The organism is Acinetobacter sp. S4397-1, from assembly GCF_024129285.1.
Taxonomy (GTDB): Bacteria; Pseudomonadota; Gammaproteobacteria; order Pseudomonadales; family Moraxellaceae; genus Acinetobacter; species Acinetobacter lwoffii_C.
On record NZ_JAMXXZ010000004.1, the window covers coordinates 78,981 to 94,766 of the forward strand.

Sequence of the window (15,786 nt, forward strand, 5' to 3'; positions counted from 1 at the left end):
TCTTTCCTTGAGGTACAAATTTATAGCTAGCGTTGTTGTTTGCACTTGTTGAATTTGTGGAGACTTTAGGGGGATGAACCGCAATCATTTGTTACTCCATGTGACAAAAATAGCACAATTAAAATAAGAGTAAATGCTCTAGAAAAAACTAATTGGTTCAAAAAAGCATCAAAATAGAGTTTTTACACCAAAATATAAGAGTTGGTTAGGTTAAGTTATTGATAGTAAAAGGCATAAAATAATGAGAAGAAAATGTTTTTTTGTTTAAAAAATATTCTAAAAGGATGCAATTTCATGTTTTTTTATGCGGAATAAATCACATTTTTATTCTTGGTGCGCCCTGCGGGACTCGAACCCACGCCGGTCGCTTAGGAGGCAACTGCTCTATCCAGTTAAGCTAAGGGCGCAAACAGAAGTTTATTTTACTGCAAAATGCATAAAAAAAGTTACTGCCGGAGCAGTAACTTTTTAAATATACAAAATAAATCAGCGTATCAAGTATTTTTTGGCTTAAGCAATTTAAAAACACACAGCATGGTAATGATCCAGATTGGAATCATCAGTACAGATTCCTTGAAGCCCTGTGTCCACATGATATACAAGATCATAGCAATAAAGCTTAAGACCAAGATATTGCCTGCAGGTGACCAAAGTGCAGGGAAACTGGTTTTTTGTCCTGATTTCTTCATGCTCTGTAAAAACTTGAGATGGGTGAGGGAAATCATGGCCCAGTTTAAGACCAGCGCACCGACCACAATATAAATCAGATGGCTTAGTGCATTTTCAGGAACAAGGTAATTAAGCAAGACACAACCGAAGATCAGTAGCGCAGAGAAAAGCACTGCAGGAACCGGCACTCCCTGTTTATTGACTGTTTTGAACACTTTAGGGGCATTCCCTTGATGTGCCAGGCCGTACAGCATACGGCTATTTGCATACATTCCACTGTTATAGACAGAAAGCGCAGCAGTCAAAATAATAAAGTTAAGCAGATGAGCAGCCCAGCCAATACCAAGCTGGCTAAAAATCATGACGAATGGACTTTTATCCAGACCACCAAGTTCAAGCTGGTTCCAAGGTACCAGAGACAAGAGAATGGTCAAAGCACCCACATAGAAGATCAGAATACGGAAAACCACCTGATTAATCGCTTTAGGAATGGTTTTTTCCGGATCATCAGCTTCTGCTGCTGCCATACCAATCAGCTCAATCCCGCCAAAAGCGAACATCAGAAATGCAAGCATATAGAACAAGCCTTCAAAGCCGTTCGGGAAGAAGCCGCCTGCCGTCCAAAGGTTACTAAAAGACGCTGTTGAGGAGGCATCTGCTGTTAAAATCAGATAGAGGCCAAAGACAATCATCGAAACGACCGCAGTCACTTTAATAATTGACAGCCAGAATTCTGATTCACCATAGAATTTTACATTGCCGAGGTTAACCAGAGTAATCACAATAAAGAAAAACAAAACCGATGCCCAGGCAGGGATATGTGGCCACCAGTAGTTAATATATTTTGCGACAGCAGTCAGTTCGGTCATGGCAACCAGGATATACAAAATCCAGTAGTTCCAGCCTGCAAGAAAACCCGGGAATTTCCCCCAATATGTATAAGCAAAATGGCTAAATGAACCGGCAACCGGTTCATGAACAATCATTTCACCTAATTGGCGCATGATTAAGAATGCGATTAATCCACCAATGGCATAGCCTAAAATAATAGAAGGGCCAGCTGATTGGATCACCTGTGCGGAACCTAAGAATAAGCCTGTGCCAATTGCACCGCCCATGGCGATCAACTGAATATGACGGTTCTTTAAGCCACGCTGAAGTTGTGAAGACTCGTTATTCAAAGTTTTCAGCCCGACAATGGAAAATAATAAGTCGCTGATTGTAATAGATCAAAGATAAGAAGCCTAGTGCATCATAAAAATCAATGATGGCTATAAAAACAATAATGATTATTTATGGTGGTAAATTAAATATAATATCAATTAATCAAAGGCTTATTTTTATTGACACGATAATTGACGGATTTTTACTTTTTGCCGGCGAATAGGCTACAAACCAGATGTGACGTCTGAGTAATGGGATAAAAACTCAGATATACTGGAATATTCGGATTTTTAATTTGTAATTTGAAAGTTTTCAATGTCCTCATATCTGTAACTTTTCAAGAAAAAAAGACAGAATTTATTCTGCTTGAAATAGTAAAAATGAATCCGCCCGCAAGTACAGAAACTTATTTTTAGGCCACTTGAGTCGATTTAAAGGACGATAAACGAAAATAGAGGAAGGGAATAGCGCTGTTTTCTTGATTGTACTTGTGCCTTGAATCTGTCGTATAGACAGAAGATCAACACGCACTCATTAAAAAAGAGGCCATAGTGCCTCTCAATTTTTTAGTTTCTATTCATCCGGATAAGCGACTCTCTTTAAGGCTTTAATATCGGCATCGGGCGAGCAGAGTGAAATAAACTCATAACCATACCCCCGCAACAGATGACCTTTACGAACTGCGATCCAGGTGGTATTTAAGCCAAAAATCTCAGTTTTAATCTGTTTTAGGCGATAATCACGTTCTGAATCATAAGCCACATCATTGACGATTCCCACGCCCATATTCAGCTCCACATAGGTCTTGATCACGTCGGCATCAAGTGCAGACATTACAATATTGACATCAACACCTGCATCTTCAAACGCTTTGTCAATTTTAGAACGGCCAGTAAAACCACCATGATAGGTAATAATCGGGTAGCTGGCTAAGTCCTCAATCTGAATATGCTCTATAGCTGTTAATGGGTGATTTTGCGGGGTAATAATGCTGTGCTGCCAGGTATAGTAAGGAACGCTCACCAGATTGTCTTCAGTTGTAAGCGCTTCGGTGGCAATCCCGATGTCAGCCTCACCTTGCAGCAGCATTTCAGTAATTTCGACTGGACTGGCTTGCTGTAGAATCAGATGGACTTTAGGAAACTCTTTTTTAAACTGGTTTACGATGGGCGGCAAAATATAACGTGCCTGCGTATGGGTCGTGGCAATCGTCAGTGTGCCTTCATCGACTTTGTTAAAGTCATCCGCCAGACGTTTGATATTGTCCGCATCGACTAGCATACGTTCGACAATGCCCAATAGAGCCTGACCCGGTTCAGTCAGACCAAGTAAGCGTTTGCCTTTGCGAATAAAAAGCTGTACCCCCAGCTCATCTTCCAGATCTTTAATGTGTTTGCTTACTCCAGATTGTGAAGTATAAAGTGCTGCTGAAGCTTCAGTTAAATTAAATTTCTGTCTAACCGTTTCCCGGATAATTCTTAATTGTTGGAAATTCATGATGATATACTCTATAAGAGGATGGGGCATATTATCGCCCCACCTTTGGTCTTAAGCGACCTGATTTTCAAACAAATGCAGATTTAATGCACTTAACCAAACGGTCTGATTTGGTCTGAACTGATGTGCTCTGGCTTCTTCTGGGGTCAAAGAAATTTCAATCAGGTTGTCTTGACGATCAGTGAGCTCAGCAATTACTTTGCCAGCAATCCAGACCTCACGCAAGAAAGTCGCCTGAATGGCATTGTCCTGCGGCTGCGCATGTATACGCAGTTCATCGGGACGTGCAAAAACAATGACATTGCCTTGGGCTGACTGTTTGGCGGCATCAAACTGGATGCGGTCCTCACCCAGTTGTAAAATACCGCCATGATTTTGTCCTTCAAAGCGGTTGGCCTGTCCCAGAAAGTCAAATACAAAGGGTGTGGCTGGAGTTTCATAGACTTCACGCGGTGAACCAATTTGCTCGACATTACCTTTGTTCATTACAATAATTTGGTCTGCTACCTCAAGCGCTTCTTCCTGGTCATGAGTCACGAAAATAGAGGTGATATGCAGTTCATCATGCAGGGTGCGTAGCCAGCGGCGCAGTTCTTTACGCACTTTGGCATCCAGCGCACCAAAGGGTTCATCCAGTAACAGGACACGTGGCTCAACTGCTAAAGCACGCGCCAAAGCAATACGTTGACGTTGGCCGCCAGAGAGCTGTGCCGGATAACGGTCAGCCAGAAAACCTAACTGAACCAGATCCAGCAAACGGGTGACACGTTTTTTAATTTCTGCTTCGGAAGGGCGAGTGGAACGTGGACGTACACGCAGACCGAAAGCGACGTTGTCAAAAACCGTCATATGGCGGAATAGGGCATAGTGTTGAAATACAAAGCCCACTTCACGTTCACGCACATGTACCCGGGTTGCATCCTGGCCTTCTAAAATAACCTGACCGCCATCGGCTGATTCCAGACCGGCAATAATCCGCAGCAGGGTGGTTTTACCACAGCCCGATGGACCCAGGAGTGCAACGAGCTGACCATCTGGAAAATCGAGGGAGATATTTTTCAGTGCATGAAATGCACCAAAGTGTTTTTCAATATTTTTAACTTGAATACTCATGTGGGCATTCCTTAAGAAACTGTTGAATCTTCATTACGTTTGCTTTGTCGTTCCTGACGCAGCTCCACCCAGGTTTTTAAAATCAGGGTGATAATCGCGAGGAAAGCCAGCAGTGAGGACACAGCAAACGCAGCACTAAAGGTATATTCGTTATAGAGAATTTCGACATGCAGTGGCAAGGTATTGGTTTCACCGCGAATATGACCGGAGACGACCGATACGGCACCAAACTCACCCATTGCACGGGCATTACACAGAATCACGCCGTAGATCAGCCCCCATTTGATATTAGGCAGGGTGACTTTCCAGAAAGTCTGCCAGCCCGATGCACCCAGTACAATCGCTGCTTCTTCTTCTTCAGTTCCTTGTGCTTCCATTAGCGGAATCAGCTCACGTGCCACAAAAGGTACAGTAATAAAGATTGTGGCCAAGACAATGGCAGGTACTGCATATAAAACTTTAATGTCATGATCCATCAACCAGCCGCCGAACCAGCCTTGACTGCCAAAAATTAGGACCAGCATCAAACCTGCAATCACCGGCGATACAGAGAACGGCATGTCAATGATGGTGGTTAATATCGATTTGCCACGGAAGTTAAATTTCGCCACAGTCCAGGCTGCCGCTACACCAAATACCACATTCATAGGTACTGCAATTGCGGCAGTCAGTAAGGTCAGCTTCACGGCAGACAGGGTATCTGGATGTACCAAAGCTTGAGCATACACCCCGACCCCTTGTTTAAATGCTTCTACAAAGACTAAAACCAGAGGCAGAATCAGGCAGCTCAGGAAGAAAATCATGGCAATCGTGATCAGGGTATAGCGCACCCAGGTCGGCTCTCGAGTCGCATCGCGTGATTGTAGTTTTTCAGCCAGCGCATTGCTGTTGGTATTTAAACTCATCGCGCAGTTCTCCCGGTACGACGGCTGGCCCAGGCTTGGACTAAGTTAATCAGGAACAAGATTACAAAAGACAATACCAGCATGACCACCGCAATGGTGGTGGCACCGGCATAATCATATTCTTCCAGACGGGAGATGATCATTAAGGGCGCAATTTCCGTTTCAAAAGGCTGGTTACCCGCAATAAAAATGACCGAACCATATTCCCCGACACCGCGAGCAAATGCTAAGGCAAAACCGGTAATTAACGCTGGCAATAAAATCGGGAAGATGATTTTAGTAACAATCTGCAAACGGTTGGCACCCAGCGCAGATGCTGCTTCTTCCAGCTCGGTTTCCAGATCGCTCAGAACCGGTTGAACCGTACGCACCACAAAAGGCAAACCGATAAAGATTAAAGCCAGGGTAATACCAATTGGTGTATAGGCCACCTGAATTCCAAGTGGCTCAAGGTACTGGCCAATCCAGCCGGTCGGTGCATATAAAGAAGTTAGGGCAATACCCGCCACTGCAGTTGGCAGGGCAAAAGGTAAATCGACCAGAGCATCTATAATGCGTTTACCCGGGAAGCTGTAACGTACCAGACACCATGCCAGTAACAGGCCGAAAACCACATTGACCAGTGCTGCAATAATGGCGGCACTAAAGCTTAGCTGTAATGATTTTAAAATACGTTCAGAGCTCAGGATTTCCCATAAGCCATCCCAGCCAATGCCCAGTGATTTAATAAAAACGGCAGAAAGCGGAATCAGAACGATTAATGATAAATACGCTAGGGTAAAGCCTAGAGAAAGACCAAATCCTGGCAGCACTCGGGATCGCTGCGACATGATTACTCCTCAAAAGAGAGAATGCTGGTGGAAGCTGACCAGCGAAAATTAGAAAACAAATTTGGCACAAGCATAGTTAGCAGCATCTAAAATGCAAATTTAAATAAATACTTGCAGTCATCAGCTTTACTGATATGTGGCATAGTCTTTTCTGAAATTAAGTATTGTTCAATTTCAGGAAAAGGCCCAAAACCGGAAGAGACATTGACATGACCGACCTGACCTAAATTAATTGGTTTGATGTTCCAGGCTTTGGCAAGTTGCAGGGCATCTGCAAAATTTAGCCAGGGATCATTTTCACTGATCAATAAGCGAGTCGGTACCTGAATCTTGAGTTGCTGAAAATAGGCGCGGTAATCCGTCAGGCTATCATCTGCAAACCCATTTTCACCAAAACGTGCCGGATTGGCAGGTGCAACCAGCACCAGATTTTTGATTTTGGCCTTCAGTTCCGGATACCGGGCAAGGGCCGCCAGACTGGTCAGACAGCCAAAACTATGCGCTACAATCTGCACATCATCTGGAATGGCTTGAAGGGTTTTGACACACTCGGCCACCCATTCATTCAGGACAGGATGATGCCAGTTTTTTTGCTGTACCCGGGAGCAGCGCATCAGACGATGTTGTAACCATGTCTGCCAGTGGCAGTATTCACTTCCACCCACACCTGGAACAATAAGCGTATGTGTCATATCGATGCTCCTTAAAAGTAATGAGTTGTTATTTCGCTTGATTGGCTTTGACGATCTGGTCGAAAATTCCGCCATTTTCAAAATGGGTCTGTTGTACCTTAGTCCAGCCGCCAAATTCCTGCTCAATCGTCACCAGTTTTAGTGGCTTAAAAGTCTGCTGGTATTTTTTAAGTACTGCTTTATTGCGCGGACGGTAATAGTTTTTTGCTGCAACTTCCTGACCTAATGGGGAATAGAGGAAATTCAAATAACCTTTGGCCAGGTAGCTATTGCCTTTTGCCTGGGCATTTTTCTCGACAATAGCAACCGGTGGTTCAGCCAGAATAGAAAGAGAGGGCGTCACAATTTCAAACTTGCCGGGCTGTTCACGCAAGGCCAAATGTGCTTCATTTTCCCAAGTCAGCAAGACATCTCCGATACCGCGTTCAGCAAAAGTCGTGGTTGCACCACGTGCACCTGAATCCAGAACTTTGGTCTGCTTATATATTTGACGCACAAAATCGCGGGCTTTGGCATCATTGCCACCTTTCTGGTGTTTGGCCCAAGCCCAGGCAGCAAGATAGTTCCAGCGTGCGCCGCCGGAAGTTTTTGGGTTTGGCGTAATAATGGCCACGCCGGGTTTAACCAGATCATCCCAATCCTGAATCCCTTTGGGATTGGCTTTACGAACCAGAAAGACAATTGTCGAGGTATATGGGGTTGAGTTGTGCGGTAATTTTTTCTGCCAGTCTGTGGGTAGCAGCTGGGCTTTCTTTGCCAGCACATCAATATCGGCTGCCAGTGCGAGAGTAACAACATCTGCCTCTAAGCCATCCAGCACAGCACGTGACTGTTTGCCTGAACCCCCATGCGACTGTTTAAAATTAATTTTCTGACCGGTACGGCTTTCCCAGTATTTGCTGAAATTTTTATTGATCTCTTCATACAGTTCCCGGGTCGGGTCATAAGAAACGTTAAGAAAATCCTGTGCTATCACACCAAAAGAGCTTGCCGAAATCGCTATAGCTAAAACCCCAAGTTTTAATGTCTGTACAATGCTCATCTGCATCCCCGCTCTTTTCTATGTTTTGTAACTTAAGCGCAGCATAATCCTATTAGCTATGCATAAAAAATAACTAAAAATGAATTCAATATGAAAAAAAGAGATAATAAGCACTTAAGTACTGGTCATGAGTCTATGCTTATAAAAAAAGCCTAACTGAGTGACCAGATGAGTCAGGCTTTTGTGTGATTGCTTGTGCTCCTCTCATCAAAGGCCCGATAGTGGTCTAACTGCTATTTTTGTCCCTGAGTTTAGGCATTATTTTTTCTGAAGGATGGGCGCTTTTAATGACTTGAGTGCAGGACTCTCTTGCTTCGATACCTTGGTATTGCGAAGAGCAATGCTTGATCAGAACCAGTATCCGATGGTTAAGAGGAATCATTGGATCGGTAGTTTTTTCCAGCATGGACTCAATTCTTGATTTAAGCTGTCGTACAATTTGCAAGTTGGTTCATCAAAAATATTCAGGCAAACTTTTGCAGGTATACTTCCTGTCCCGACTGACAGTAGTGCTGCCAGTTCCTTGGGCTTGTTAATTACTGAAGATGTATGCCGGCCTTGGCTCCTTTGGTTTTGGTTAGATGAGGCGGATATGGCGTGATATTTTTGTATAAAAAATAATGAAAAACCAATGTAAGCTGGGTAACAGAGATAGCGGGACTAGGCTTATAATTTCACTACCTCACTTTAAGGCTTGAGAGGCGATCTAAGGATGCTATGTTTAAAAAATGCTCAAATTGTCAATAATATAGATTTGTTAGATCGTGCCTTTCATTATGGAGATGGCTGTTTTACCACAGCCCGCATCCGGCACAATCGCATTGAGTTAGCTGAACGTCATCTGGCTCGCCTAAGAATGAGCCAGCAAAAACTAAGCTTAGATGTTGATCTGGGGCTGATTACAAAAAGCCTAGTGGTCTTGCTTGAATCAGAACCTGCACTGAATGGCACATTAAAAATCGTACTTAGTCGTGGTATTGGTCAGCGAGGTTATAGCCTGCCAGACCATCCTGCGGACCTGTGGATGTTTTATTATCCGCAAGCCGTATCAGACTTTAATTATGAGCAGATTCAGAGCGGCGTGCTACAGCAGGCTATAGGCCTGAGTATGCCAAATCTGGTCGGACTAAAAACCCTGAACCGGCTGGAACAGGTCTTACTCAAGCAGGAAGCAGATTTACGCGCTTGGCCTGAAGCCTTGGTGACCAATGTACAGGGGGCAATTGTTGAAGGGGTGAGCAGTAATTGCTTCATTCGTATAAACAATCAATGGGTCACGCCGAAACTTCGTTATAATGGCGTCTTCGGTGTTATGCGTGCAGAAATTATGCAACGGATGCAAGAGCAGCAAATCGTCTGTCAGCAACGTGATGTGGAAATAGATGAAATTCCACATATTGACAGTCTGTTTTTTTGTAATGCACTTAGCCCGATGAAAATTGCCACTCAATTTGAGCAACGCGCTTTAAATGTAGATGCTTGTATTGAACTTTTTAACCGTCTTCGATTGAATCAGATGTCGTATTAATATGTCAGCTTCCAAGTCCAGCAGTAAAAAGACAAATAAAACCAACTCGACAGGTTTTCTAAAGGGGATCGCCTTAGTACTGATCGGAATCATTCTGGTTCTCGGCCTGATCCTGAAAAGCAGTCTATGGAAAGCCTATCCGGTCGAGGGGCAAAAACAGCTATTGGCGATTGGTTCAGGTGAGACCTATTCGGGTTTTATTGACCGTCTGGCAAAAGAGGGACAGGTCAGCTTTCCGCTTGTTTTAAAGCTTTATCAGCGCATTATGATTCATGACACCATGAAGGCGGGGGGTTATGAAATCCGTCAAGGCATGAGTATGCGTGAAGTGATGGAGATGATTTCCAATGCTGAAAATGCCCAGATGAACCGTATTCTGGTGATTGAAGGCACCACCTTCAAACAGTTAATTGATGCTTTAAAGCAAGATGAGCTGGTCACCAAGGAAGTGGTGCACCTGCCTACTGAACAGCTGCTCAAGGAACTTGATATTCCCTTTTCGCATCCCGAAGGGCTATTTGCGCCAAATACCTATTTCTTTGCCAAAGGGGAAACTGACCGCAAGATTTTGACCAATCTCTATCAGCAACAGATCAAAACACTGGATCAAGCCTGGGAGCAACGCGCATCAGGTCTACCGTATCAGAATAAATATGAAGCGCTGATTATGGCATCGATTATTGAAAAAGAAACCAGTGTTGATAGTGAGCTGCAACAGGTTTCTGGTGTGTTTGTACGCCGTTTGAACATGGGCATGCGTCTGCAAACCGACCCGACGGTTATTTATGGTATGGGCGATGCCTATACCGGCAATATTACCCGCAAAGATCTGCGTACTCCAACGCCTTATAATACTTATACCATGGCAGGTTTACCGCCAACGCCGATTGCATTGCCAAGTAAGAAAGCCATTGAGGCTGCCATGCATCCGGATAACTCACAAAATATTTATTTTGTTGCTACAGGCAATGGCGGACACAAATTCAGTAGCAATCTGCAAGAGCATAACCAAGCTGTGCAGGAATACCTTACCGTTTTACGCTCGAAAAATAAGGAATGAGTATGTTTATTAGCTTTGAAGGCACAGAAGGGGTAGGCAAAACGACGCTCATTCATCGAATTTATGCTGATCTGATGGCACAAGGCAAAGAAGTCATTCTGACCCGTGAGCCGGGGGGTACGCCCATGGCAGAGCAAATCCGGGCTTTATTGCTCAGTGTTAATCATGATGAGGCCATGTGTCATGATACCGAATTATTACTGATGTATGCTGCACGTGCCCAGCATTTGGCACAGGTCATTCTGCCTGCCTTGTCCGCCGGTAAAACCGTTCTATGTGATCGTTTTACTGATGCCAGTTTTGCCTATCAGTGTGCGGGACGTGGCGTGAGTGAAGATAAGCTGAATTTGCTGAATAAAAGCTTTGTAGCACACATGCCTGATCTGACGTTCTGGCTGGATGCTCCGATTGAACTGGGAATGACGCGTGCCCGCGAGCGCGGTGCACTGGACCGCTTTGAACAAGAAAAAATTACTTTCTTTGAAAAAGTCAGAACAGGTTATGCGACCTTATGGCAGCGTTATCCTGAACGGATCAAACGTCTTGATGCTACTTTGCTGCCTGATCAGGTATTTGAGCAGGCCTTTCAGTATCTGAAATAAGTAATTTTCAATTATACTTTTGATCTGGTTTTTCCCTCGATTTTTACCAGCAAAATCTTCTATAGTGTAGGAAATCAGGAAGATTAAATATGATGAAAAGTACACGAGAAGAAATTATTCAGTTTTTGGAGCAGGAGTTTCCTCAGAGTCTGGAAAAATGTGAGATTGAAGCCGTTGTTCCTTGCGGTGCCACGATGCTGTATCGGGTTGGCGAGCAGGAATTACGTCCAGGGGGAACCGTTTCTGGACCCACAATGATGACGCTGGCGGATTTTGCCTTATATGTTGCAATCTTGGGAGAGATCGGTCTAGTCGGTTTAGCGGTCACTACCAATATGAATATTAATTTTTTACGTAAACCTTCGGGTGGCGTGAACTTGCGGGCAGAATGTAAATTAATGAAAGTCGGCCGGGTACTGATCGTGGGCGAGGTCTGGATCTATTCAGTTGATCAGGAACAGCCGGTCGCGCATGTAACCGGAACCTATTCTGTGCCGCCCCAGCCGGCTTCTGCAGTGCAAGCATAATCAGCTATAAAAAACCGGAACTTGTTTCCGGTTTTTTATACAAGCTTAAATCCTCTTTAAGCTTCTACGGTATTGACCAGCACCTGCTCTACTTTAAAGCTCGGTGGAATCAGCACCGTCTTGCGTAGCTCTGGTAAAAGCTGCGGATAATCCAGAGTAAAGTGCAAGCCCCGCGATTCTTTACGCTCAATGGCACAACGTACAATCATTTCTGAAACCAGAACCAGATTACGCAGTTCAATCAGGTTTTTGCTGACCTGATAGTCCTGATAATATTCTGCGATTTCTTTTTTAAGCATCTCAATGCGGTGTAGCGCACGTTGCAGACGTTTGGTCGTACGGACAATACCGACATAGTTCCACATGGTTTGACGTAATTCATCCCAGTTCTGCAAAATGACCACATCTTCATCCGGGTTGGTGACCTGTGAATCATCCCAAGCGGGCACCGAAGGAGACTGATAAGATCCCTCAAAATGCGTTTCAATATGTCGGGCAGCACTGATGCCATATACAAAGCATTCTAAAAGTGAGTTACTGGCCATTCGGTTAGCACCGTGTAAGCCGGTATAAGAGGTTTCTCCAATTGCATACAGTCCCTGAATATCTGTTTGGCTGTTTTCATCGACCACAACGCCCCCGCAGGTATAGTGCGCAGCTGGAACAACCGGGATCATATCCTTGGTAATATCAATGCCAAGTTCGAGCAGGCGTGTATACAGTGTCGGAAAGTGAGTTTTGACAAAATCTGCATCTTTATGAGTAATGTCGAGCCAGACATGACGAATCCCGAGACGTTTAATTTCATAGTCAATCGCACGCGCCACAATATCTCGGGGCGCCAGTTCAGCCCGCTCGTCAAAGCGCAGCATAAAACGCTCACCGTCCGGTAAACGTAAATAGGCGCCTTCACCACGCATGGCTTCAGTAATTAATAAGGAGCGTGCCTGGGGATGATATAAACAGGTGGGGTGGAACTGGTTAAATTCCATATTGGCCACACGGCAGCCTGCCCGGTAAGCCATGGCAATCCCATCACCGGTTGCAATATCCGGATTTGAGGTATAAAGATAAGCCTTCATCGCACCGCCACAGGCGAGGGCAGTAAAAGGTGCTAAAAAGGTATGTACTTTTTCCGTTTTTTCATCCAGTGCATATAAGCCGAGCGCACGGTTGGCCTGATCTGCAAGACCAAGTTTCTGTGAGCAGATCAGATCAATGGCAATATAGTTTTCAAAAATCGTAATATTGTCTTTTTCCTGAGCGCGCTGTACCAATGTGGTGGAAATTGCGCGTCCAGTGGCATCCGCTGCATGAATGATACGGCGTTGGGAGTGGCCGCCTTCACGGGTCAAATGCAGCTGCTCCTGTTCATCCAGTGTGAATTGCACCCCATGCTTGAGCAGGAAATCGACAGAAGGCTTGCCGCCTTCGACGGTATGTTTAACCGCGTCCATTTCACACAAATGGACTCCTGCAATCATGGTGTCATCAATATGCTGTTGAATTGAATCAGTTTCATCCAGTACGGCAGCTACGCCGCCCTGAGCATAGAAGGTACTGGCATCCGTAAGACTGGATTTTGCCAATACTGCAATATTAAAATGTTCTGGCAACGATAGTGCTAAACTTAAGCCGGCGCCGCCACTGCCTACAATAATCACGTCAAAATGATGGGTGAGATGTAAATTAGACATGTCCATCAGCTAATTTAAAAGAAGTCTGGTAATGACAGCGCTTTTTTGCATAAAAGGCAAGCTTTTAAATACAGATTTATTGATCAAAAAACTAATAAAAGCCTTAACTTAATGCAGTAGAAAAACCAAGATAGCAGTATTCTGACATGCGAACATATTGTTACTTAAAACCAATGATGTTTATGATAAAACCTATTTACATAAATTTATCAACAATTTGAGTGAATAATTTATATGAAAATTCTGGACTTAAAAAAAGGATTATTTGCAGCTACTGTCACTCTGAGTGCTGCCCAGCTACAGGCTGCTAACCCTGTAGACTTTTCAAATCTGGTCGAGAAGGTCAGCCCGGCTGTGGTGAGTGTCAATGTTGTCAAGAAAATGAGCGAAGAAGAGCTCCTGCAGCAACAAGTGCCTGAAATTTTACGGCGCTTTTTTGGCAATCAGGTGATTATTCCACAGCCACGGATGCCACAGGAAAAAACCGGCTATGGAAGTGCCTTCTTTATCAGTAAGGATGGCTATTTACTGACCAATCATCACGTAGTTGAAGATGCGTCCAAAGTGACTATTACTTTAAATGATCGCCGTGAAATTGATGCCACGGTTGTCGGAAGTGATGAGCGGACAGATGTTGCCCTACTTAAAGTACAGGGTGCTAATTTCCCCCAATTAAGCACGGGCGATGTAGACCGTTTACGGGTAGGGGAGCCAGTGCTGGCGATTGGTTCTCCTTTTGGCTTTGATTATTCAGCCTCTGCCGGGATTGTCAGTGCCAAAATGCGAAACATGATGGGAGAAACGGCAGTTCCGTTTATTCAGACCGATGTAGCCTTAAACCCGGGGAACTCCGGGGGGCCATTATTTAACCAGCGCGGTGAAGTGGTGGGGGTCAACTCACGGATCTTTAGTGGTACAGGTGGTTATATGGGACTGTCTTTTTCAATCCCGATCGATGTGGCCATGGAGGTTGCAGAGCAGTTAAAACGAAACGGAAAAGTGACCCGTTCCTATCTGGGAGTCAGTTTGCAGGACATTGACCGTACTCTGGCGGAATCTTATAAGCTGTCTAAACCGGAAGGTTCGCTGGTGACCCGGGTTGAGCCAAACTCTCCGGCAGCTCAGGCCGGACTACGCCCTGGAGACGTGATTCTAAAATATAATGGAACCTCTATTTCAAGAACCAGCGAGTTGCTGAATTACCTGAACCGTACTGCCCCGAAACAACGCGTTCAACTGGAAGTGTTGCGTGATGATAAACGCCGTCAAATTGCGGCAACTTTAGTCACCGCTCCAGACAATACACCAGCCAAAACGGCTACCCCGGCTCGGCCTTCCAAAGGCCCGATCTTGGGGGTGACCATCCGGAATCTGACCCCGGCGGAACTGACTGGGCTGGAAATTAAAGGAGGGGTGGTGATTCAGGATATACGCCCGGGCGGAATTGCAGCTCAAGCCCGGATCATGCCGAATGATGTCATTACCCAGGTCAATAATGCACCGATACAGGATACCAATGGCTTTATTGAAGCTGTTTCAGAGTTGAAAAAAGGCACAGTTGCACGGGTGACCTTAATCCGTCAGGGACAGCGTGCAATAGTGGGAATGCGTATTTCCTGAAGTTAAGAAGTTCTATTTAAAAACCGTCTTTAAGTGAAGACGGTTTTTTATATTTTGCAATTTACCCCAGTGAAAATTTCTGTAGACTGAGGCAAGCCAGAACAGTTGAATGAAAGGACAAATAAAAAGTGTCAGGTATTTTTGATCAGGTCTTAGAGGTAAAAAACGAGCATATTGACGCTTTGGGGCATGTTAATAATGTGGTTTATGTGCAATGGATGCAGGATGTAGCCTCAGCACACATCGAGCATTTGGGGCTGGGACTCAAAGAATACCTACAACTTAAACATGCCATGGTCGCTGTGCAACATCAGGTGCAATACCGGAAGGCTGCCTTTGAGGGTGACAAGATTATTTTACGGACCTGGCTGAATGATTTAAATGCCTTGTATTTATTCAGACAATATGCATTTTACCGTCCTCAGGATCAGGCTCTGCTATTTACAGGAAGTACACAATGGGCCTGTATAGAAATCGAGACAGGACGTCCCAAACGTATGTCACCAAGCTTTACCCAGGCTTATCAGCCTATTTCCGCTGAGCTAAATCCGCTTGATTTTTCTCAATCTTATTGCATAGAAACTGCCTGATTCGCTTTTAAACCAGATAGGTTTTGTTATTCTGCCGAGCGGACTGAATCATAAAGATCCGAGATATTTTAAGTGGCTTGCTACGACCTGAAAGCAGGGTTTTTATCAAGAAAAATGATCTGGGTTACTGGCTCATTCAAGCACAAGTGATCTGAACAGCAAAAACATATGCTTGAGTTGCCACAGTAAACAATCAGCAGGGCGGAGTGGCGACTTAAAAGCAGGAAAAGATAATCCTTTTTCTGTATCA

14 protein-coding genes and 1 tRNA gene are annotated in these 15,786 nt (G+C 44.5%); 6 read left to right on the forward strand and 9 right to left on the reverse strand.

The annotated features are described in order from the left end of the window. Nucleotides 1–331 precede the first annotated feature (331 nt). The 8 genes from NI467_RS03940 to NI467_RS03975 form a co-directional block, all read right to left on the reverse strand. Nucleotides 332–407: transfer RNA gene (locus NI467_RS03940), tRNA-Arg, on the reverse strand. A gap of 87 nt (nt 408–494) precedes the next feature. Beyond that, the gene (locus NI467_RS03945; RefSeq protein WP_174659487.1) at nt 495–1,850 is read right to left on the reverse strand and encodes an amino acid permease; all 1,356 of its coding nucleotides are present in this window, start codon (nt 1,848–1,850) and stop codon (nt 495–497) included. Nucleotides 1,851–2,406: 556 nt separating this feature from the next. Beyond that, nucleotides 2,407–3,330 carry a CysB family HTH-type transcriptional regulator gene (locus tag NI467_RS03950; protein WP_151203028.1) on the reverse strand — a complete coding sequence of 308 codons (924 nt, stop codon included), beginning with the start codon at nt 3,328–3,330 and terminating at the stop codon, nt 2,407–2,409. 51 nt (nt 3,331–3,381) lie between these two features. Next, nucleotides 3,382–4,443, reverse strand: coding sequence for a sulfate/molybdate ABC transporter ATP-binding protein (locus tag NI467_RS03955; RefSeq protein WP_151203027.1), 1,062 nt, complete (start codon nt 4,441–4,443; stop codon nt 3,382–3,384). 11 nt (nt 4,444–4,454) lie between these two features. Beyond that, nucleotides 4,455–5,348: a sulfate ABC transporter permease subunit CysW gene (gene cysW, locus NI467_RS03960; RefSeq protein ID WP_151206460.1), complete on the reverse strand. Its 894-nt coding sequence runs from the start codon at nt 5,346–5,348 to the stop codon at nt 4,455–4,457. Beyond that, nucleotides 5,345–6,178 carry a sulfate ABC transporter permease subunit CysT gene (cysT, locus tag NI467_RS03965; protein ID WP_151203025.1) on the reverse strand — a complete coding sequence of 278 codons (834 nt, stop codon included), beginning with the start codon at nt 6,176–6,178 and terminating at the stop codon, nt 5,345–5,347. The genes cysW and cysT overlap by 4 nt, the downstream gene beginning before the upstream one ends. 86 nt (nt 6,179–6,264) lie before the next feature. Further along, nucleotides 6,265–6,870: an alpha/beta hydrolase gene (locus tag NI467_RS03970; protein WP_174659489.1), complete on the reverse strand. Its 606-nt coding sequence runs from the start codon at nt 6,868–6,870 to the stop codon at nt 6,265–6,267. A 28-nt stretch (nt 6,871–6,898) separates the two neighbouring features. Further along, a complete protein-coding gene (locus NI467_RS03975; RefSeq protein ID WP_374982196.1) occupies nt 6,899–7,912 on the reverse strand; it encodes a sulfate ABC transporter substrate-binding protein in 1,014 nt (337 codons plus the stop codon). Nucleotides 7,913–8,624: 712 nt separating this feature from the next. Between NI467_RS03975 and pabC the strand changes: the two genes are divergently transcribed. The 4 genes from pabC (at nt 8,625) to NI467_RS03995 (ending at nt 11,629) form a co-directional block, all read left to right on the forward strand. Beyond that, a complete protein-coding gene (pabC, locus tag NI467_RS03980) occupies nt 8,625–9,440 on the forward strand; it encodes an aminodeoxychorismate lyase (RefSeq protein ID WP_253151077.1) in 816 nt (271 codons plus the stop codon). A 1-nt stretch (nt 9,441) separates the two neighbouring features. Further along, the gene (gene mltG / locus NI467_RS03985; protein ID WP_253151079.1) at nt 9,442–10,500 is read left to right on the forward strand and encodes an endolytic transglycosylase MltG; all 1,059 of its coding nucleotides are present in this window, start codon (nt 9,442–9,444) and stop codon (nt 10,498–10,500) included. A 2-nt stretch (nt 10,501–10,502) separates the two neighbouring features. Next, entirely contained in the window at nt 10,503–11,102 is a 600-nt protein-coding gene (gene tmk, locus NI467_RS03990) for a dTMP kinase (RefSeq protein WP_253151081.1), read from the forward strand. A 92-nt stretch (nt 11,103–11,194) separates the two neighbouring features. After that, the gene (locus NI467_RS03995; protein ID WP_162850564.1) at nt 11,195–11,629 is read left to right on the forward strand and encodes a PaaI family thioesterase; all 435 of its coding nucleotides are present in this window, start codon (nt 11,195–11,197) and stop codon (nt 11,627–11,629) included. Between the two features lie 56 nt (nt 11,630–11,685). On the opposite strand, the gene nadB is transcribed toward NI467_RS03995, so the two are convergent. Continuing rightward, complete coding sequence (gene nadB / locus NI467_RS04000; RefSeq protein WP_253151083.1) at nt 11,686–13,332, reverse strand: L-aspartate oxidase; 1,647 nt, start codon at nt 13,330–13,332, stop codon at nt 11,686–11,688. Between the two features lie 228 nt (nt 13,333–13,560). On the opposite strand from nadB, the gene NI467_RS04005 reads away from it, so the two are divergent. Beyond that, on the forward strand, nt 13,561–14,946 hold the full coding sequence (locus NI467_RS04005; RefSeq protein ID WP_253151085.1) for a Do family serine endopeptidase: 1,386 nt from the start codon (nt 13,561–13,563) through the stop codon (nt 14,944–14,946). Between the two features lie 128 nt (nt 14,947–15,074). Beyond that, nucleotides 15,075–15,536: a thioesterase family protein gene (locus NI467_RS04010; protein WP_253151087.1), complete on the forward strand. Its 462-nt coding sequence runs from the start codon at nt 15,075–15,077 to the stop codon at nt 15,534–15,536. The last annotated feature ends 250 nt before the right edge of the window (nt 15,537–15,786 follow it).